Origin of the sequence: Paracoccus salipaludis, assembly GCF_002287065.1 — a bacterium.
In the GTDB taxonomy this organism is placed as follows: domain Bacteria; phylum Pseudomonadota; class Alphaproteobacteria; order Rhodobacterales; family Rhodobacteraceae; genus Paracoccus; species Paracoccus salipaludis.
The window spans coordinates 264,681-283,603 of record NZ_NSJZ01000003.1; the positions used below are offsets into that span (position 1 = coordinate 264,681).

20 protein-coding genes and 1 pseudogene are annotated in these 18,923 nt (G+C 67.4%); 13 read left to right on the forward strand and 8 right to left on the reverse strand.

The annotated features are described in order from the left end of the window. Window positions 1-19 precede the first annotated feature (19 nt). From CK240_RS06300 to CK240_RS06335, 7 genes are all read right to left on the reverse strand, one after another. A complete protein-coding gene (locus tag CK240_RS06300; RefSeq protein WP_095639476.1) occupies window positions 20-412 on the reverse strand; it encodes a hypothetical protein in 393 nt (130 codons plus the stop codon). Beyond that, window positions 409-1,734 (reverse strand): recombinase family protein, encoded by a 1,326-nt coding sequence (locus CK240_RS06305; protein WP_095639477.1) that lies wholly within the window; start codon window positions 1,732-1,734, stop codon window positions 409-411. Before CK240_RS06305 ends, CK240_RS06300 begins: the two co-directional genes overlap by 4 nt. Then, window positions 1,731-2,186, reverse strand: coding sequence for a DUF2924 domain-containing protein (locus CK240_RS06310; protein ID WP_095639478.1), 456 nt, complete (start codon window positions 2,184-2,186; stop codon window positions 1,731-1,733). Before CK240_RS06310 ends, CK240_RS06305 begins: the two co-directional genes overlap by 4 nt. A 199-nt stretch (window positions 2,187-2,385) precedes the next feature. Next, a complete protein-coding gene (locus tag CK240_RS06320; RefSeq protein ID WP_095639480.1) occupies window positions 2,386-4,668 on the reverse strand; it encodes a phage/plasmid primase, P4 family in 2,283 nt (760 codons plus the stop codon). Then, on the reverse strand, window positions 4,665-4,883 hold the full coding sequence (locus CK240_RS06325; RefSeq protein ID WP_095639481.1) for a helix-turn-helix transcriptional regulator: 219 nt from the start codon (window positions 4,881-4,883) through the stop codon (window positions 4,665-4,667). The genes CK240_RS06320 and CK240_RS06325 overlap by 4 nt, the downstream gene beginning before the upstream one ends. Window positions 4,884-5,087: 204 nt before the next feature. Next, window positions 5,088-6,968 (reverse strand): hypothetical protein, encoded by a 1,881-nt coding sequence (locus CK240_RS06330; protein ID WP_095639482.1) that lies wholly within the window; start codon window positions 6,966-6,968, stop codon window positions 5,088-5,090. Beyond that, the gene (locus CK240_RS06335; protein WP_095639483.1) at window positions 6,961-7,743 is read right to left on the reverse strand and encodes a hypothetical protein; all 783 of its coding nucleotides are present in this window, start codon (window positions 7,741-7,743) and stop codon (window positions 6,961-6,963) included. The genes CK240_RS06330 and CK240_RS06335 overlap by 8 nt, the downstream gene beginning before the upstream one ends. A gap of 324 nt (window positions 7,744-8,067) precedes the next feature. Between CK240_RS06335 and CK240_RS06340 the strand changes: the two genes are divergently transcribed. The 4 genes from CK240_RS06340 (at window position 8,068) to CK240_RS06355 (ending at window position 10,578) form a co-directional block, all read left to right on the forward strand. Further along, window positions 8,068-8,448, forward strand: a complete 381-nt coding sequence (locus CK240_RS06340; protein WP_095639484.1) for a DUF6362 family protein — start codon at window positions 8,068-8,070, stop codon at window positions 8,446-8,448. A gap of 137 nt (window positions 8,449-8,585) precedes the next feature. Next, window positions 8,586-8,942, forward strand: coding sequence for an HNH endonuclease (locus CK240_RS06345; protein ID WP_095639485.1), 357 nt, complete (start codon window positions 8,586-8,588; stop codon window positions 8,940-8,942). A gap of 119 nt (window positions 8,943-9,061) precedes the next feature. Next, window positions 9,062-10,366: a site-specific DNA-methyltransferase gene (locus CK240_RS06350; RefSeq protein WP_095639486.1), complete on the forward strand. Its 1,305-nt coding sequence runs from the start codon at window positions 9,062-9,064 to the stop codon at window positions 10,364-10,366. Further along, window positions 10,363-10,578, forward strand: a complete 216-nt coding sequence (locus CK240_RS06355; RefSeq protein WP_095639487.1) for a DUF7220 family protein — start codon at window positions 10,363-10,365, stop codon at window positions 10,576-10,578. The genes CK240_RS06350 and CK240_RS06355 overlap by 4 nt, the downstream gene beginning before the upstream one ends. A gap of 186 nt (window positions 10,579-10,764) precedes the next feature. Here CK240_RS06355 and CK240_RS06360 read toward each other — a convergent pair whose 3' ends face one another. Continuing rightward, window positions 10,765-11,391 (reverse strand): SOS response-associated peptidase, encoded by a 627-nt coding sequence (locus CK240_RS06360; protein ID WP_095639488.1) that lies wholly within the window; start codon window positions 11,389-11,391, stop codon window positions 10,765-10,767. Window positions 11,392-11,450: 59 nt separating this feature from the next. Between CK240_RS06360 and CK240_RS06365 the strand changes: the two genes are divergently transcribed. From CK240_RS06365 to CK240_RS19515, 9 genes and pseudogenes are all read left to right on the forward strand, one after another. Then, window positions 11,451-11,921, forward strand: coding sequence for a phage terminase small subunit P27 family (locus CK240_RS06365; RefSeq protein WP_095639489.1), 471 nt, complete (start codon window positions 11,451-11,453; stop codon window positions 11,919-11,921). Window positions 11,922-11,955: 34 nt separating this feature from the next. Beyond that, window positions 11,956-13,677: a terminase large subunit gene (locus CK240_RS06370; protein WP_205957769.1), complete on the forward strand. Its 1,722-nt coding sequence runs from the start codon at window positions 11,956-11,958 to the stop codon at window positions 13,675-13,677. 12 nt (window positions 13,678-13,689) lie between these two features. Continuing rightward, window positions 13,690-15,006 carry a phage portal protein gene (locus CK240_RS06375; protein WP_095639491.1) on the forward strand — a complete coding sequence of 439 codons (1,317 nt, stop codon included), beginning with the start codon at window positions 13,690-13,692 and terminating at the stop codon, window positions 15,004-15,006. Next, window positions 15,003-15,851 (forward strand): head maturation protease, ClpP-related, encoded by an 849-nt coding sequence (locus CK240_RS06380; protein ID WP_095639492.1) that lies wholly within the window; start codon window positions 15,003-15,005, stop codon window positions 15,849-15,851. The genes CK240_RS06375 and CK240_RS06380 overlap by 4 nt, the downstream gene beginning before the upstream one ends. Before the next feature lie 11 nt (window positions 15,852-15,862). Beyond that, window positions 15,863-17,104, forward strand: a complete 1,242-nt coding sequence (locus tag CK240_RS06385; protein ID WP_095639493.1) for a phage major capsid protein — start codon at window positions 15,863-15,865, stop codon at window positions 17,102-17,104. A gap of 54 nt (window positions 17,105-17,158) precedes the next feature. Then, entirely contained in the window at window positions 17,159-17,464 is a 306-nt protein-coding gene (locus CK240_RS06390; protein WP_135058799.1) for a hypothetical protein, read from the forward strand. Further along, the gene (locus CK240_RS06395) at window positions 17,464-17,991 is read left to right on the forward strand and encodes a head-tail connector protein (RefSeq protein ID WP_095639495.1); all 528 of its coding nucleotides are present in this window, start codon (window positions 17,464-17,466) and stop codon (window positions 17,989-17,991) included. Before CK240_RS06390 ends, CK240_RS06395 begins: the two co-directional genes overlap by 1 nt. A gap of 2 nt (window positions 17,992-17,993) precedes the next feature. After that, the gene (locus CK240_RS06400) at window positions 17,994-18,314 is read left to right on the forward strand and encodes a phage head closure protein (protein WP_095639496.1); all 321 of its coding nucleotides are present in this window, start codon (window positions 17,994-17,996) and stop codon (window positions 18,312-18,314) included. A gap of 43 nt (window positions 18,315-18,357) precedes the next feature. Next, a pseudogene (locus tag CK240_RS19515) lies at window positions 18,358-18,923 on the forward strand (YcbK family protein); the annotation flags it as partial.

Here is an 18,923-nt window from a genome sequence, read left to right on the forward strand (position 1 = left end):
GTCTTTTTGCACGCGGGAATCAGTTCTGATCGTTCCAGAGCGCGTGCTGTTCTTTCCAATTGATCGGGAACGGGTCCATCAAGTTGGCGAGCGTCATATTCGAGGTATGGCGGCCGTTGATGACGGCATCGACGAGTTCCGGGGACAAGAGCGACAACCGCATTAGGCGCGCCATGTACGTGAAGGCGATCCCTTCCTTTTCAGCCAGTTCGGAAATCGACGCGAACTCGCCAGACTCCAGCATGCGCTTCCAGCGGAACGCACGCGCCAAAGCCTTGACCAAAGTGTTGTCCTGCTTTCGCGTAGGTTCTGCGCCCTCCGGCAGCACCATCTCCTTCCGCCCGCCGCGCCTCACGACGCGGAACGGGACGTGGAGCGTCACCGTCTCGGGGATCGGCGTCGCGCGGGTCACGCCGCTTCTCCGATGTCCCCGGCCAGCATCTCGCGAGTGAGGCTGCTGAGTCCGTCGACGCGGAGCCGGACGTTGAGCCCGTCCGTGCCGATGTCCACGCGTTCGACCAGCAGCGCCACGATGCGCGCCTGCTCGGCGGGGAAGAGTTCGTCCCACAGCGGGTCGAGCTGCTGCAAGGCCGCGTGTGCGTCGGCCTCGGAGATGTCTTCGGCGTAGGCACGCGCCGCCTTCCAGGTCCCCGCAACAATCTCCGGCTGGCGGAACACGGCGCGGAGCTGGTCTATGACGGCGCCCTCGATCTCGCCCGCAGGCACGCGGCCGACCGGACACGAACCAGCACCATGCTTCAGCACGGTCTGACTGACATAGTAGCGGTAGAGACGATCCCCCTTCCGAGTATGCGTCGGTGAGAACGCGGCACCATCGGGCCCGAACAGCAGCCCCTTCAACAGCGCCGGCGACTCCGCACGGGTGCGTGCGGCGCGCTTCCGGGGGCTCTCCTGCAGGATCGCATGGACACGGTCCCAAACCTCACGATCGATGATCGCGTCGTGCTCCCCGGGGTAGCTCTCCCCCTTGTGGACCGCCTCGCCGATGTAGGCGCGGTTCGAGAGCATCCGATAGATGTATTTCTTGTCGATCCTGTTCCCGCGCGGCGTCCGGATGCCGCGCGTGCCGACCTCACGCGCCAGTTCGGTGCACGAGCCGATCTCGAGGAAACGGTCGAAGATCCAGCGCACATGCGCGGTGGCGTCTTCGTCGACCACCAGCTTCCGGTTCTCGACGCGGTATCCATAGGGCGGCACCCCGCCCATCCACATGCCCTTCTTCCGACTGGCGGCGACCTTGTCGCGGATGCGTTCTGCGGTGACCTCGCGCTCGAACTGGGCGAAGGACAGCAGGATGTTGAGCGTCAACCGGCCCATGGACGTGGTCGTGTTGAAGGACTGCGTGACCGAGACGAACGTCACGCCGTTCCGATCGAACACCTCCACCAGCTTGGCAAAGTCGGCGAGCGAACGGCTGAGACGGTCGATCTTGTAGACCACGACCACGTCGACCAGCCCGTCCTCGATATCCTCCAGCAACCGCTTCAGGCCGGGGCGCTCCAACGTGCCGCCCGAGATGCCGCCGTCGTCATATTGATCGCGGACAAGAACCCAGCCCTCGGACCGCTGGCTGGCGATATAGGCTTCGCAGGCCTCGCGTTGGGCGTGGAGCGAGTTGAACTCCTGCTCCAGCCCTTCCTCGGAGGATTTTCGAGTGTAGATGGCGCACCGCAGCTTGCGGACGACCTTCAATTTGTCGGGCGGCTTCGTCATGTCCGCCCCCTGTGGTTCTTGAGGCCGAAGAATACCCATCCGTTCCACCGCGTGCCGGTGATGGCCCGCGCGATGGCGGACAGCGACCTGTAGGGCCGCCCCTGCCATTCGAAGCCATCGGCGGTGACGGTGACGACCTGTTCGACGCCCTGCCATTCGCGCAGAAGGCGGGTGCCTGTGATGGGGCGGTCGCGATCGGCGCGGATGCCGCGCTTGGATCGGTCGCCGCCGTCCAGTTCTTCACCCAGTCGCTCCAGCCGCCGGATCGTCTCGGGCTTCAGTCCGCCATAGGCGAGCTCCTGGATGCGGTAAGCCAGGCGGCTTTCGAGATAGCGCCGGTTGAATGGTGGCGGCTCGGTGTCGAACAGGTCGCGCCACTGCTTTTTCAGGTCGGGCGTCGGAGTGGTCTTGAGCGCGGCCAGGCGCGCGGGGATGGGATCGGGCTTGTTCATGCATTTCTCCGGCGAGTTGGAGTTGCATGACGGCATTGGTCGGGCGGAGAGTGTAGGCAACGTTCTCCGGTATCGTCAGATACCTCGCCCATCTCGCGCATCCGCAACCGAACCAGCCCGAGCGCCAGCAGGCGGCACAGCTCGGCGCGGCGCTCGGTCGGCTTCATCAGCATGGGTGACAGAGGATTGGGGCGCTTCATCAGGCTGCCTCCGCCTGCGGCTGCCGATGCCGCGGAGCGATCCCCTGCCACCCGCGCGCGCCGCTTACCTTGGCAGGCTGGAAGCCCCGCTCCCGCAGTGCCTCGCCGAGGGACTTCTGCGAGCCCCTGGTCGCGCCCGCGGCCTCGGCCCAAGCCGCCCAGCTGGCGTAGAGCGCACGGGCCGGAGCCCGGCAGTCCGGACCGGTGACGCAACATTCCTCGATCCATTCGCCGACGGTGTCCTCGTCGTCGATATAGCCTGCGCTGGCTCCGGTAATGGCCGCCGGCGGAGCAAGGCCGTGCCGCTGCCACTCGGCACAACCCTCGATCGCCCAGGCTAGAATGCCGTGGCGTTCCTCGAGCAGGCGGTCCGAGAGCAGCAGGTCGCGATCCTCGTCGGGGATGGTGACGGGGAACGGCACCAGGTGCAGCCGGCGGCGGATCGCCTCGTTCACCGAGGTGAGGGCAGGACGATGGTTGCCGGCGACGATCAGCTTGAACTGTGGCCGGAACTCGAAATGGTCGCGATGCATGAAGTTCGCGCGGATGGGCTCGCCGCCCGTGACCGTCTTGATGCGTCCCTCGGCCCAGCTCTGACCCGACTCGGTCTCGAAGGCGACCACGAGCCGGGCTCCACGCAGGCCGGCCAGTTCGGTGAGGTGGCGATCGCTCCGGCTGGCCGTGAAGGTGCCCGGTGCCGCGGTCGCCGCATAGTTGCCAAGCACCGCCGAGAGGGTCTGCAGAAAGACCGACTTCCCGTTCGCGCCGGTCCCATGAAAGAAGAAGAACACCTGCTCGCGCGTGGAACCGGTGAGGCAGTAGCCCGCCACCCTCTGCAGATAGGTCTGCAACTCCCGATCACCGTCGGTGATCCGGTCGAGGAACCGCAGCCAGCGCGGGCACGATCCGCCGGGTAAGGCATCGGCAACCTGGGTTAGCAGGCGGGCGGGATCGTGGTCGTGCATCTCGCCGGTCTCGAGATCGAGGAGGCCGGCGGCGGTGTTGAGGCACATGGGCGCGTTGTCCCATGCGCCGACAGTCGAGGAGATCGCCGGGTCGGCGGCGGCGAGCCGCAGTGCGGCAGTGACGGTCCTGTCGCTGGCGATGCGGCGGGCGATCGGCTTGGCGTCGGCGCTGCTCGCCACCGATCGGCACACCTGGCGCATGAACTCCCGCACGAGGCTGCGGTCGTCGCGTTGCCAATGGGTGCTGCACCACCACATCCAGCCGCCGAGTGCCGCGCAGTAGCGGGTATCCTCGGCGTGGCGGGCGACGAACGCCGCGGCGATTGCGTCCTCGCTGAGCGGCGGCGCCTGCAGACCCGGGGCGCCGAACGGGCCGTGTCGATGGATGTCCTTCTCGAGCAGCCGATCGAACTCGCGCTCGAGGCGGGACGCGTCCCATGGCGGGACGATGAGCGCGGTGTTGTAATCGACAGCCGCCTGTCGTGCCTCATCCAGGCTGCACTGGCCCTGCCGCGCCTGACGAATCCAATGTCCGATCACTCGCGACAAGGCCTCGAAGCGGGTGACATCGTCGGCACCGCCCGCGCGGGTCTTGCGGGTCATGAGTTCGCCGGCGGACGGCCGGTTCTTGCGCGGGGACGTCGCGCCGACGTCGACCAGCTGCGCCATCCCGGCGGCACGTGCCACCAGATCATCGAGCGCGTACGTCGCTGAAGTCGAGGATAGCAGACGAACCGGGCTCAGCTTCGCATTCTTGCCGTGGATGCTTCCCGGCACCCGGATCGGCTGGTGCAGGCTGGCGAAGGAGTCGTCGCCACCAACCTTCAGAGCCACCGTCTCCCGGAGCGCCCGGACACGCTCGAGATCATCGCCGGTCGCGGGCTGGCTCAACCGCCAGTACAGGTGAAGCTTCGCGTCTCCGCCGTCGGTGCGGCCACCAGAGGCGACCTCGAGGCTCGGCTCGCCGAGGTGGTGCAAAAGGTGCTCCCGGGCGAGCGGAACGTCGCCCTTGTCGATATCGACGAGCAGAACCTGCGTCGCACTGATGTCCCGGGCGCGGGCGGAGCCGGGTTTGCTGACGGTGCCGGGCACCACATAGAGGCCGCGGGCCGCTCGAGCTGCGCCACTGGCAAGGTCCGGCAGCGCCGCAGCCAGCTTCGGCACCTCGATGAACCTCGACTGCGGCTTCTGGTCCGGGGTGCCGGTCTCCGCCAGCATGCGGATCGGCACGATCCCGGTCAGGCCGCCGAACACCACCTCGGTGAACAGGGCGATGGCACCACGATCGATCTCGGGGCTGCGGGCATTCGCGGTCATGCCGTCGCCTCGGTGACGCGGCAGCTCTGCTCGAAGGAGAGGATGTCCTCGAGGCGGTAGCGGATGCAGCCGCCGATCCGCATCCAGGCTGGACCCGTCCCACTCGAGCGCCAGCGCTGCAGGCTGCGCACCGACATCTTCCAGCGGATCGCGAGCGCGCGCTCCGTCAGGAGGGCGTCGGGTTCATGGACCGGCTTGGCTGCAGGGATCGCCATCGTGGGCCTCCTTGATCACACCCTGATGGTGGACCAGAGGACGCCCGTTTTTCACGCGCGGGAGGCTGACAACGATCGATGCAGGTCTGACAAAATCGAAGTGATTTCTACAACAAAAACAATGATGCAAGTGGCAAGGTCTGACAAGGAACCAGCCGCAGCATGACAGGCCCGGTGCGACGGCGACCTGGAGGGTATTCCTGGTCAGCGAGATTCGCGGCTGAGAATCCGGATGTCGGGATCGAGGCGGTAGCCACGCCCCGGTTTGTTCTCGATCAGGAGATGTCGCGGCGGTGGGCTGCCAAACACGAGCTTATGGTACTGCGCCAGTTCCTTCCGGCAGCGGCCGACGTGCTGCGCGACGGCATCCTTGCTGGTCTCCAGGCGGGTCGCCAGCGCGCCCGTCGCGACATACCTGTGCTCGGTGCGGGAAAGCCCAGCTTGACGATCCTCGTCGAACTCGGGTCTGAGCTCGTGAGCCGTGCGCGCCGGCGCGCCCTCGACGCGGCCGAGCCCCAGGACGCTGATCACGTGACGCCCGTTCTCGATCCCGAAGGTGACCTCGAGCGGACGATCCTGATCAGGGACCAGATCGGGCGCATCGCCGGAAGTCTCCGCCGGCGGCTGTCGCCGTCGCGGGGTCGCGCGAGGATCGGCAGGGAGCACCGGCGCTACGGCAGCAGCGTCAGCGACATGGAGCCTGACAAGCGCGCTGTCGGGGAGCTCGTGACGGGCCAGCCGATCAGCATTCTCGCGGATCGCGCTCTCAAGGACCGCCACGACCAGCTCGCCATGCCGTCGATGAAGGCCGAGGATCCGGCGCATGAGGTCGGCCCGGCGCTGGTCGGGATAGCCGCTTGCGATGCGCATCAGCTCCTGTCCGAAGGTGCTCATGAAGGCGTGGTCGTCGATGCCCGCCAGTCGTACAGCGTGCCGGGTCCACTCGAGCGCCATCGTCCGCGACCGGTCCTTCTCGCGCGGACCGAACAGCACATCGGTGCCATACATCTCCGAGGGATCCTCGGCGGCGAGACCTGCAGCCAGCATCGCGAAGCGGCGATCGAGGCATTGCGAGCAGGCGCCACAATGGGTGTGCAGCGTGTTCTGCTCGCGGATGCTGGTGCAGCTGACGGCGTGCCGGATCTGGTCGGCCGCGTCGTGCTCGGCGATGCGGCGCACCACATCCGTCTTGGTCAACCACTGGTAAGGGTTCCGGATCGCGGCGCCGGACCCGTCACCCACCAGCATCATCAGATGCTCGAGCTTGCGGAGCGCGAGCGGGTGGGTCGTGCGCGTGGCCATCGTGCCTACCACCTGGGGCGAGAGCGGCAGGTTGTGCCCGATGATCCCGTTCTCGAAGAAGTTCTGTTGATGCGCGCCGAACATTCGAGCCACGACCTGGCCGAGTGCTGCGAAGAGGAAGGAGCGGGACCTCTGTGTTGCTTCCCGAGCCTCGCCGCCGACCCTGTTGGCCGCGACATGGATTTGCAGGACCCGGCCGGGAAAGCGGTTTCTCAGATAATCGCCGAGTTTCCTCTGACGCGTCGCCGCCTTCTGCGACGAGCGGTGCGTGACGAGGACAACACGCTTGTTGCTGGTCGCCAGCATCTCCAGCGCTCCAGCGAAGGAGTCGAGCCCGCCCGAGAACAGCAGGACCTCGTCGGCGGCAAACGCCGCGCCCTTCGCATCGAAGTCGAGGAAGGGTTGCTCGGGTTCGTGCGCAGCGCGGGCGGAAAAGCTGAAGCCGACGATGTCGTCGGTGAGGAACGTGACCGCGTCCGTCAGCGCGGCCATCACCTCCGGTCGGCTCCAGAACGCCGGATCGCGCACGGGGATGTGGAAGTCGAACTGCCGGTGCCATTCCTCGCCCATGTCCCGGCGCGTCGGGCCGCCGCGCGGCACACTGCTGTCGGCTGCGAAGACATGAGCGGCAATGTCAAGCAGGTCCTGCAGGCGTGGCTCGATCGGCCGGACAAGCGCCGCCGAGATCCGGTCGGCGCGCAGCCGGAACGTGGCATCTGCACCATTCAGACGGATGCGCAGCGGCTCGCAGCCGTCGCCGAGGCTGACCAACGCGTCAGTCATCGGCGTCCCTCTTGCGCCGCAACTCCTCGGTGATCTTCTTCATCGCCACTGCGGCGAATGCCGCGGCCTGCGGTGAGCCGACGCCGCCGTCCTCATGCAGCCGCTTGCCGTACCAGCCAGGCGCGAACTCCTGGATGATCCGCGTTGCCTCGTGGGCGTATTGCTGAAGCGCGACATCGAAGGCGCTGCGCGCCCCCGCATCCGGCAGTCGGCGCCCTGGGCCCGTCTGCGTCGCCAGCGTGCGGTCGAGCCAGTACGAGAGCGAGTCCGACAGGAGACGGCCGAAGAAGGCGCGCGTGAGGACGGCAACCCCGGACGGCCGGGAGAGCCGCTGCGCCTCGATCTGCACGTCGCGATCGGTGGCCTCGAAGAGACCGGGCAGCGACTGACCGATCTGGTCGTTGAGCGTGCCGATGAGTGCGCGGCCCGCGAGCTCACCGAAATCCGAGCGTCGGCCGGCCATTCGCGCGATCTCGTCCAGCCGCGCGCCTGCGGCGGCCGATATCTCGAACAGGTCAGGCGTCGAGCTGATGGGCAGGTCGCAATCACGCAGCGCCTGACCGAAGTCATCCCCGCGCGCCGCGAAGGGGATCATCAGCAGGAGCCGGACAGCCTCGACGAAGACGGCGTCATCGGCCGCGCGGGCGAGGTCCTTTTCCGCTGCAATCGCGGCCGCCGCAAACACTGCTTCGTCTGCGGCTTCGCTGCCCAGCAGTTCGACGACCTGCCGCCACTGCTTCGACCGGGGCAGCACCCCGAGATGGATATGGCCCATCCTGGCTCCCCCTCACCGATCGGCAGTCTGTCCGCCCGTAGCCGCGCCCGTCAACCTCAGGCTGTGCAAACAGGGACAGATGGGACAGATGGGACAGATGATTTCTATAAGTTCTCTCGTGCGCGCGTGTGAGCAAATAACCAATTTCATCTGTCCTATCTGTCCCATCTGTCCTGCCCCACGCCGGCAGGTCATCGGCCTTCGACGGCGTGTCGTGCCTTGGCGGGCCGTGGCGAAAAATGACGGAAACTGTCGATCTCACAGTGGCTTACGAGAAGTGTTACACTTTAGGCCGTGGGCATGGCGTTACCGGAGAAATGCGGAATGGCTGAGCGCGACTGGACCGCCGGCGACGTGGCGGATCACTTCGAGGAGGCGTTCCGCACGCTGCGCCGCCTGCCGCCCGTGAAGGCGCGCGGCTTCGTCCATGCTTGGCCCACGATCCTGCGCGAGCCGGAGGAGATCGCAACCATGACGCCCGAGCCGATGCGGATCGTGCCGTCGGCGCGGGCCATCAGCGGCCTCGAGCGGACCTTCGACTGGGTGGCCTGGCTCGAGGAGGCAGAGCGCCGGCTGGTCTGGGCACGGGCGGCGCGGGTGCCGTGGAAGGTGATCAGCCACGAACTCGGCTGCGACCGCACCACCGCCTGGCGGCGCTGGCAGCTGGCGCTGACGAAGATCGCGGCGCGGCTGAATGCCGAGTGAGTCCAGAGTGTTGCAACACATTCGTGTTCGACACCTGCAACAGATCCGTGCTACAAGCAGGGCATGATCGGGAGAAGAGCGCCAGGAGCGCCACCCGGTCCTTTCATCCCCAATCTGGCAACACCTCGCGAGGCACCATGCCGTTGCGCCCGCCCATCCATCGCCCGGTGGGGCGGCGCGACAAGCGCGAACGTGACCGCGACACCGACCGCAAGCGCGACCCGGCAATCCGGGCGCTCTACGCCTCAGCGCGCTGGCAGCGTGCCCGGCAGATGTTCCTCGCTCGCCAACCGCTCTGCGCCGAGTGCCAGCGCCAGGGGCGCCTGACCACCGCCAACACCGTCGATCACATCACCCCGCATCGCGGCGACACCACCCGGTTCTGGGACCAGACCGGATGGCAGCCGCTCTGCGCCCCCTGCCACAGCCGCAAGACTGCGGCCGAGGATGGCGGCTTCGGCAATCGGCGGACCGTGCGCGAGCCCTGCGGCTGACCCCGGGGGGACATCGAATCTCTGGGCGGTTCGACGTCAGGACCGCGTGCCAAGCTTTCTGCATCCATGGCCAAAATGGCGAGGGGGGGGTGCAGCCCATATCCTGAAGGAAATCGTCCGTGTCCGATCGTCAGCTTGCCGTTGAATACCGCCCGCTCGACAGCCTGGTGCCCTACGCGCGGAATGCCCGTACTCACTCCGAGGCGCAGGTGGCCGAGATCGCGGGCTCGATCCGGGAGTTCGGCTTCGTGAACCCGGTGCTGATCGCCGAGGACGGCACGCTGATCGCCGGTCATGGGCGGGTGCTGGCGGCGCGACTGCTCGGCATGGACACCGTGCCGACGATCACCCTGACCGGGCTCAGCGACAACCAGCGTCGTGCGCTGGTGCTGGCGGACAACCGCATCGCGCTGAATGCCGGGTGGGACGAGGCGCTGCTGGCGCTGGAGCTCGGCGACCTGAAGGACGCCGGGGTCGATCTCGGCATCATGGGCTTCGAGGATGGCGAACTGGACCGGCTGTTGGCCGGGGCCGAGGGTGAGGGTGAAGGGTCCACCGCGCCGGTCGTGATCCCCGAGCCGCCGCGGAACCCGGTGTCGCGGACTGGCGATCTGTGGCTGCTCGGCGATCACCGCCTGCTGTGCGGCGACAGCACGAGCCATGACGATGTCCGCCGGCTGATGAACGGCGAGCGCGCCGTGCTGTTCGCGACCGACCCGCCATATCTGGTCGATTACGACGGCAGCAATCACCCGACGCGCAACAAGGATTGGTCGCAGTCCTACGGCGTGACCTGGGACGACAGTTCTCAGGGCGCGGAGCTCTACGACGGATTTATCGGCGCCGCCGTGGCCGAGGCCATCACCGAGGATGCCGCCTGGTACTGCTGGCACGCCTCGCGCAGGCAGGCGATGCTCGAGGCCTGTTGGGAGAAGGCCGGCGCCTTCGTCCACCAGCAGATCATCTGGGTGAAGGACCGCGGTGTTCTCACCCGGTCGCATTACCTCTGGAAGCACGAGCCCTGCCTCATGGGCTGGCGCCGCCCGAACCGCCCGCCGAAGGTCGCAGATCAGACACTGCCCTCGACCTGGGAGATGCCCAGCTTCGCCAGGGACGAGCGGCCCGATCACCCGACGCCGAAACCACTCGACGCCTTCGGCATCCCGATGCGCCAGCATGTGGCCCGCGGAGGGCTCTGCTACGAGCCGTTCTCGGGCTCCGGTTCGCAGATCATGGCGGGCGAGGCCAACGACCGGCGCGTCTTCGCCATGGAGATCAGCCCGGCCTATGTCGATGTCGCCGTCGAGCGCTGGCAGGCGGAGACCCGCAGGGACGCGATCCTCGATGGCGACGGCCGGACCTTCGCCGAGGTGACGGTCGAGCGCCTCGGCGCGATAGATCAGAACGAGGGGTTCGCCGCATGAGTCAGTCACGCACCATGTCGCTGGTCGAGTCGCTGGCCAACGTGATCGTCGGCTATGGCGTGGCCGTCGTCACGCAGATCCTGATCTTCCCGCAGTTCGGCTGGAATCCGACACTGGCGCAGAACATGAGGATCGGCGCGGTGTTCACGGCGGTGAGCCTCGCTCGATCGTTCACCTTGCGCCGGTTGTCTGAACGAATGGGGAGGCAGTAGGTCGCTGTCCTTCCCAACGCTCAGTCCGCACTGACCTGCCGCAACAGGTACCACTGTGTTCCATCGGGGGCGCGAACGCTGCCGCGACGATCTTCATCGCCCTTTTCCGTCATGGCCTCGATCACCTTGGCACCGTTTGCAACCGCACGATCAAACGCAGGATTCGGTCCTCATCACCACGAGGTATCAGGCGGCACCGTCGACAAGTTCCAGCGCACCATCCGCCAAGGGCCTCTGCAGTAAACGTGCCTCGCTCCAGGGCGCGGACATCCACGTCAACCACTCGGCAGGCTCGGTCAGGATCACCGGCATCGCCTTGGGGTGGACCGCTGCGACCTCAGCATTCGGGGCGGTGGTGAGGAACGCGAAAAGGTCGTCCGTGGTCGGACCATCCTTGACCTTGCGAACCGAGGTCCAACCCGGGACATGGATGCCGGCGAATGCGACAGACCGTCCGTCCGCTGGCGCGAACCACTGGTTACCCTGGCCCTTGCCCATCGGCTCCGCGAAGGCGGTGAGTGGAACGAGGCAGCGGTGTGGCGGCCCGAGCCAACGCCGCCAGTGAGGCGAGCCGGTGTTGCGGACGTTGGTGACCCCAGGGTCACGGGCGGTCTTCAGGACCGAGGGCGGTGATGGCAGTCCCCATCGGGCCTTGACCAATTCGCGCTCGCCGTCCGGGCCGATCCGAACGATCGGCGCCATTTGGTCGGGGTAAATCTCCGGCTGGGCAGGAAGGTTGCCGAGCTTGTCGACGGCGGCAAATAGCTGCCGCATCGCCTCTTGGGCACGAGTCTGGCTGTAGAGATTGCACATGCCTACGAGATGGCGTGTCCAGCTGCCACTCGCAATGCGGAAAGAGGGACATCAGGATCATGGCCGGCCGCAAGCCCCTTCCCACGCAGCTGAAGCTGGTGAAAGGCACGGCCCGGCCGCACCGGATGAACCCCGCCGAGCCGCAGCCGGTCGTGGCGGTGCCGCCGGCTCCCGAGCACCTCGACGATGCGGCCGCCGCGAAGTTCACCGAACTGGCCGAGCTGCTGGCCCGACACGGCGTGATGACCGAACTCGATGCGGGGGCGCTCGCCCGCTACGCGGTGATCTGGCGGCGGTGGCTCGAGGCAGAGGCGGAGGTCAAGCGCCGCGGCCCGGTGGTGAAGACGGTGGGCGGCAACATCATCCAGAACCCGTTCCTGGCGGTGGCGAACAAGTGCCTGGCGCAGATGGGCCAGATCGAGAGCGAGTTCGGACTGACGCCCTCGAGCCGGACCCGCATCCGCATGGCGGCGCCGGCCGAGACGCGCGATCCGTTCGAGGATTTTCTGAACCGTGGCAGCACAGCGTAAATCCGGCCCCAGGCAGAAGACTCCGAGCTGTCCCGTGACGGCATGGGCCCGCAAGGTAGTGGAGGGCAAGGTTGTCGCCGGACATCTCACCCGGCTGGCCTGCCAGCGCCACCTGGAAGATCTGAAGACCAGCAATGACCGGGACCTCGTCTGGGACCGCGCGGCGGCGCTGCACGCGATCGAGTTCTTCAGCCACCTGCGGCACTCGACGGGCGAATGGGCGGGCCAGCCCTTCGATCTGCAGCCCTGGCAGCAGTTCGTGGTGGGCTCTGTCTTCGGCTGGAAGCGGGCGGATGGCTTGCGCCGGTTCCGAACAGCTTATGTCGAGGTCGCCCGCAAGAACGGCAAGTCGGCCCTGCTGGCCGGGATCGCGCTCTATGCGCTGGTCGCCGACAGCGAGGCCGGGGCGCATGTCTATGCCGCCGCGACCACCCGCGATCAGGCGCGCATCGTCTTCGGCGAGGCCGAACGGATGGTGGCGGCGAGCCCGGCGCTCTCGGCCCGGGTCACGCGCACGGTCAACAACCTTGCGGTGCTGTCGACCGCGTCCTGGTTCCGGCCGCTCTCGGCCGACGCCAGCAAGATGGACGGGCTGAACGTGCACTTCGCGGCCGTCGACGAGGTGCATGAGCATCCGGGTCCAGAGATCATCCAGAAGCTCAACACGGCCACCGGCGCCCGGCGCCAGCCGCTGATCGTCGAGATCACGACGGCGGGACACGACCGCCACTCGGTCTGCCGCCAGCATCACGAGTTCTCGGTCAAGGCGCTGGAAGGCACGCTGCCGCAGGAGACCGCGGATCCCTGGTTTGCCTTCATCGCCACAATCGATACCGGCGACGACTGGACCGACCCGAAGGTCTGGGGAAAGGCCAATCCGAGCCTCGGGGTGACGGTGAAGGTTGATGATCTCAAGCGCCAGATCGATGAGGCGCGCGAGATGCCGGCGCAGCAGAACGCCATCCGCCGGCTGCGATTGAACGAATGGACCGAGCAGGTCACCCGGTGGCTCGACATGGAGGTCTGGGCGGAGGGTGGACTGTCGGCAACGGCCGGCGGCGCGGATATTGCGCGGGAACTCTCCCGTCTGGAGCGACTGCTCGCGGGGCGCGAATGCTACGGCGGGCTGGATCTGGCTCGGGTCAACGACCTCTCGGCCTTCCTTCTGCTGTTTCCGCCGACGCGGGATGCGGCGCTCGGGAGCCTGGCCGAGAAGTGGATCGTGCTGTCGCGCTTCTGGGTACCGGAGGAGGATATCGGGCGCCGCGCCCGGCGCGACCGGGTGCCCTACGATGTATGGCGCGACCAGGGGTTCCTGGTGGCCACCCCCGGCAACGCCACCGACTTCGCCTTCATCGAGGCGGAGATCGTCAACCTCGCCGGCCGGTTTGATCTGCGCGAACTTGCCTACGACCGCACCTTCGCGGGCGAGATCGTCCAGCATCTGCAGGACGAGGGCATCAACCTCGTCCAGTTCGGTCAGGGGTTCCTGAGCATGGCTGCGCCCACGGCAGAGCTTGAGCGGCTCGCGGTCTCGCGGCTCCTCTGGCACGGGGGCCATCCGGTGCTGCGCTGGAATGCCTCGAACGTCGCCGTCCGGCACGACCCGGCCGGCAACATCAAGCCGGACAAGGAGCGCTCGTCGGAGCGCATCGACGGGATCGTGGCCCTCTGCAACGCGCTTGGCCGGGCCATGATGCGCGACGAGTCCGCCGGTCGCTCGGTTTATCAGGCCCGTGGGCCGATGCTGCTCTGACAGGAACGCTGCATGTCCCTCTGGTCCCGTCTCTTCGGCGCGCGTGGAAGCGCGGCGCCTGCTGCTGCCCCGCAGTCGCAGTCGGACCTGCAACCACAGGCGTCCCTCAGCTCGACGGGCGGCACGGTGGTCCATACCTCCGCCGAGCTGGAGCAGGTCCTCCGCGGCGGGTCCGCCACGGCTGCCGGGGTGAGCGTCTCGCCCGAGACCGCCCTCACGGTGGCCGCCGTCCACGCCTGCGTGCGGATCATCTCCGGGGCGGTCGCGACGCTGCCGCTGCAGTTGCGCCGTCGCATCGACGACCGGACACGCGTCGATGCTTCGGACGATCCGTTGTGGCATCTGCTGCGCCGCCGGCCCAATCGCTGGCAGACACCTTCGCAGTTCCGCCGCATGATGCAGACCCATCTGCTGCTGCGTGGCAATGCCTATGCGATGATCGTCCGCTCGCGCGGACAGGTCCGGGAGCTGGTCCCGTTGCAGCCGGACCGGGTGGCCTGTCGGCAGAGGGACGATCTGGAATTGGAATACGTCTACATCCGCCGCGACGGGGTGCGGGTGCAGCTCGGGCAATCCGAGATGTTCCATCTCGTCGGCATGACGCTTGATGGCGTCACCGGCGTCTCGGTGATCACCCATGCCCGCGAGACGATCGGGCTGTCACTGGCGATGGAGGAGCACGGTGCCTCGACCTTCCGCAACGGCGCCCGGGTCTCGGGCGTGCTGCGCCATCCGGGCCGGCTGGGGCAAGAGGCGGTGGCCAACCTCAAGGCGGGCCTGGACGAGTTCCGCTCGGGCGGCGAGCAGGAAGGCCGGCACCTGATCCTCGAAGAGGGCATGGACTACGCCCGCATGGCGATGACCGCCGAGGACGCGCAATGGATCGAGAGCCGCAAGTTCACCCGCGCCGACATCGCCATGTTCTTCGGGGTCCCGCCGCACATGATCGGCGACACCGAGAAGTCGACCAGCTGGGGCACCGGCATCGAGCAGCAGTCGATCGGCTTCGTGGCCTACACGCTCGAGGATCACCTGACGACCTGGGAGGAGACCATCGCCCGCGATCTCATCCCGGAGGCACGCCCCGACCTCTACGCCCGCTTCAACCGCGCGGCCCTGGTCAAGGGCGACATCAAGGCCCGCTGGGAAGCCTATGTGAAGGGCCTGCAATGGGGTGTCTGGAGCCCGAACGAGATCCGCACGCTGGAGGACGAGAACCCGCGTGCAGGCGGCGATGTCTACTATCCGCCGCCGAACATGACGGCACCGCGGACGGCGGGGCAGGAGGGCAACGGACCGCCGCCGGAGACAGAGGAGCGAGAGCCATGACGCTGCGCAGCGCACCCCAGATCGACCTGTCGCGTCCGCCAAAGGTGCAGGCCTGGGACCCCGATCCGGCACTGCTGGAGAAGTGGACCCCCGGACTTCGCGCCGATCCCGGCCGGGAGTCGGTGACCGGCAGCCGCACGATCAGCATCCTCGACGTCATCGGCGCCGATGGCCTGACCGGCGAGGGGGTCACCGCGCGGCGCATCGCCGCGGCGCTGCGCGCGATCACCGCCGACGAGATTACCGTCGACCTCAACAGCCCCGGCGGCGATTTCTTCGAGGGCGTGGCGATCTACAACCTGCTGCGCGCCGATCCGCGCCGGGTCACCGTCCGCATCCTCGGGCTCGCCGCCTCGGCGGCCTCGGTGATCGCCATGGCCGGCGACGAGGTCCGGATCGGCCGCGCCGGGTTCCTGATGGTCCACAACGCCTGGGTGGTCGCCATCGGCAACCGCCACGACATGGCCGCGGCCGCCGAGACCATGATCCCCTTCGATGCGGCCATGGCCGAGGTCTACGCCGCGAAGGCCCACGTCGATCCTGCACAGGCCGGCGCGTGGATGGATGCCGAAACCTGGTTCACTGGCCCGCAGGCCATTGAGGCCGGGCTCGCGGACGACTTCCTTACAGCCGACGTGGTCGAGACCGAGAGCCATCATGGCAACGGCCGGAGAGCACTGCGCCGGATCGACACGCTGCTCGCCCGCCAGAACATTCCCCGGTCGGAACGCCGCGCGCTTCTGGCCGAACTCCGCGGCACGCAGGACGCTGCCGCGCCCGTCACGCCGCGCGCTGACGACGACTGGACCGCCCTCGCGCGGTCCCTCATCCAGACGCTCACCTGAGAGGCAATCCCATGACCATGATGTCCCACCCTGCGCTGACGCGCGGGATCGTCGCCCTGCGCGCGGATGCCAGCGGCGATCCGAAGCAGATCTTCGCCGAGCTGCAGAAGAGCTTCGAGGCCTTCAAGGCCGAGCACAGTGATCAGCTGACAGCCCTCCGCAAAGGCCAGGAAGACGTGGTCCGGGCCGAGAAGGTCGACCGCATCAATGCGGCCGTCGGCGAGCTGCAGGCCGCCATGGATGCGCAGGCCGCGCAGATCGCAGCCCTGCGGATCGGCGGCACGTCTGGCGCGCCCGGCCCTGTCGATGCCGCCTACACCGATGCCTTCCGCGCCCACTTCCGCAAGGGCGAGGTCTCCGCGGCACTGAACAAGGGCGCCGATGCCGAAGGCGGTTATCTCGCCCCCGTCGAGTGGGACCGCACCATCACCGACAAGCTGGTGGAGGTCTCGCCCATGCGCCAGATCGCCTCGGTCCAGACGATCTCGGGGGCAGGCTTCCGCAAGCTCTTCTCGGCGCAGGGCTTCGGCTCCGGCTGGGTCGGCGAGACCGCCCCGCGACCACAGACCAGCACGCCGACCTTCGGGCATCTCGACTACACCCCGGGCGAGATCTACGCCAACCCGGGTGCCACCCAGCAGATGCTCGACGATGCCGCGATCAACCTCGAGCAGTGGATCGCCAGCGAGATCGAGGCGGAGTTCGCCTATCAGGAGGGCATCGCCTTCGTGGCCGGTGACGGCGTCAACAAGCCCTCGGGGGTGCTGACCTATGCGGAAGGAGGCTCGAAGGCTGCGGCGCACCCTTGGGGTGCGATCCCGACCATCACCGCCGCGAGTGCTACGGCAATCACCGCCGACGAGCTGATCGACCTGGTCTACTCGCTCCCCGGTCAGGCGGCGCAGAATGCGCGTCTGGTCGCCAACCGCAACACGCTCGCAAGCATCCGCAAGCTCAAGGACGGTCAGGGCAACTACCTCTGGCAGCCCTCCTTCACCGAAGGCCAGCCGCAGAACGTGCTGGCCTATCCGGTGACCGAGATGGCGGCCATGCCGGACGTCGCACCCGGAGCCATGCCACTGGCCTTCGGCGACTTCCGCCGCGGCTACCTGATCGTGGACCGCACCGGCGTGCGGGTCCTGCGCGATCCCTTCACCAACAAGCCCTATGTCCACTTCTACACCACCAAGCGCGTGGGCGGCGGGCTGCTCAATCCCGAGATGCTGCGGGTCCTCAGGATGGCCGCAGCCTGATCCCTTGGCCCGGCGTTTGCGCCGGGCTCCACCCTTGTCGGAATGGAGGCCATCATGGTTGTCAAGAAGACTGATGCCGCATTGAAAGCCGATGCAACTGCGACCGAGAACGGCACCCACGGTGTCGCCGATCCTGCGCCGACGGCAGCGCTGGAGGACGCCTCGGGCGCGATCATCGAACCCGCAATCACCGACGCCGTCGACGTGAGCCACGAGAGCGCCGATGCCAATCCGCGCGCCGGAACCACGGCCGCGCAGAACGCCATTGACTGGAACGACCCCAACCGGGTGCGCCCCGATGAGGCCGCCTTCACCGGACAGGGTATCGACCGCGCCGTCTATGGGAAGGCCCAAGACTGATGCGGCTGGTCCTCGTCACCCCACCGGCCGCACCGCCGATCATGCTGGCCGAGGTCAAGGCGCATGCCCGCGTCTCGCATGATGACGAGGATCTCCTCCTCCAGCATTACATCGACGCGGCCACCGCCTGGCTCGACGGTCCGGCCGGGATCCTCGGCCGGTGCCTTGTCACACAGACCTGGCGCGCGGAGGTTGACGCGATCTCGGGGCCAATCCGGCTACCGTTTCCTGACACTGTCATCGACAGTGCGGTGTTCATCGATCCCGCGGGGGGCGATCTCGTGTTCGATCTCCGCTGGCCGGATCGGCTACCGGTGCTGATCCCGCGCAAAGGCCTCGGCCGGCCTGCGGCCATTACCTTCACTGCAGGCTATGGCGCTCCCGCCGAAGTGCCCGCCGCCATCCGGCAGGCCATGCTGCTGCTGGTCACGCAATGGTACGAGCATCGACAGGTGACGGGCACAGGCACCGCCTTGCCCTTCGCCGTCGAGGCGCTGCTGGCGCCGTATCGCAGGATCCGGCTGTGAACATGGACCCGGGGCGGCTCAATCAGCGCGTCACGTTCCAGTCGTTCGTCATGATCGAGGACGACATGGGTGGCGTCGTCCATGGCTGGGAGGACCGCTTCACCCTCTGGGCCCACATCCTCTATCTGCGCGGCTCTGAAGCCGTCATGCAGGCGAGACTCGTATCGAAGGCACCGGTCATCATCACCGTGCGGAGGTCCGCGCAGAGCGTAGGGATCACCTCGGAATGGCGCGCGGTGGTCGGCAGCGTGATCTTCGATCTCAAGGAGGATCCGCGGCCCAGCGAGGATGGCGGGTTTTTCGAGATGCTGGGCGAAGGTTAATCTCACCGAAGGTGTGTCAGGTGCGACCCCGCAACAGCCCATGCCGCTAATCGTCCGCTCAGCCTGCCGTAGCCCCAAGCATAACCGCCCTGTCGGCGGCGCGACCCGGTCGAAGCACATGGAAGGCGCCGACTTCGACATCTCCATGGCGACACGCCCCGGTGACGTTCGAGGCGGCAGCGCGGGAGGTTGGGTTCCTCGGCTTCGGCTTCTATCCGCGCTCGGGGTTTATGCACATTGATCTTGGGCCCGCACGCGAGTGGGGCGACCGGTTCCCGGTGCGACCGGTAGCATTTGCAGTGTAAATGCCGCCCGCAAGGGAAGTGCTGGCCGAAAACCGGACAATGACGGCCAGCGGTGCCGCCGGTGTGGCGACGCTGGGTGCGGCTGGCGTCGATGTGGCGCAGAACGTCCCGGCGGAAACCCAGAGCGCGATCCTGCCGCTCGCCCCTATCTCGACACCCTGGCTGGTTGTTCATCGCTGCGGCGCTCGCGGGCATTGAGGTCACGATCTACGCTCTGCTCGACGATTGGAAGCGGGGGGCGAGGATCGCCGCCGCCCCGTGGATGCGGGTGGCCCTGCGCTACGGCGGCATCGCCCCCGCGGTG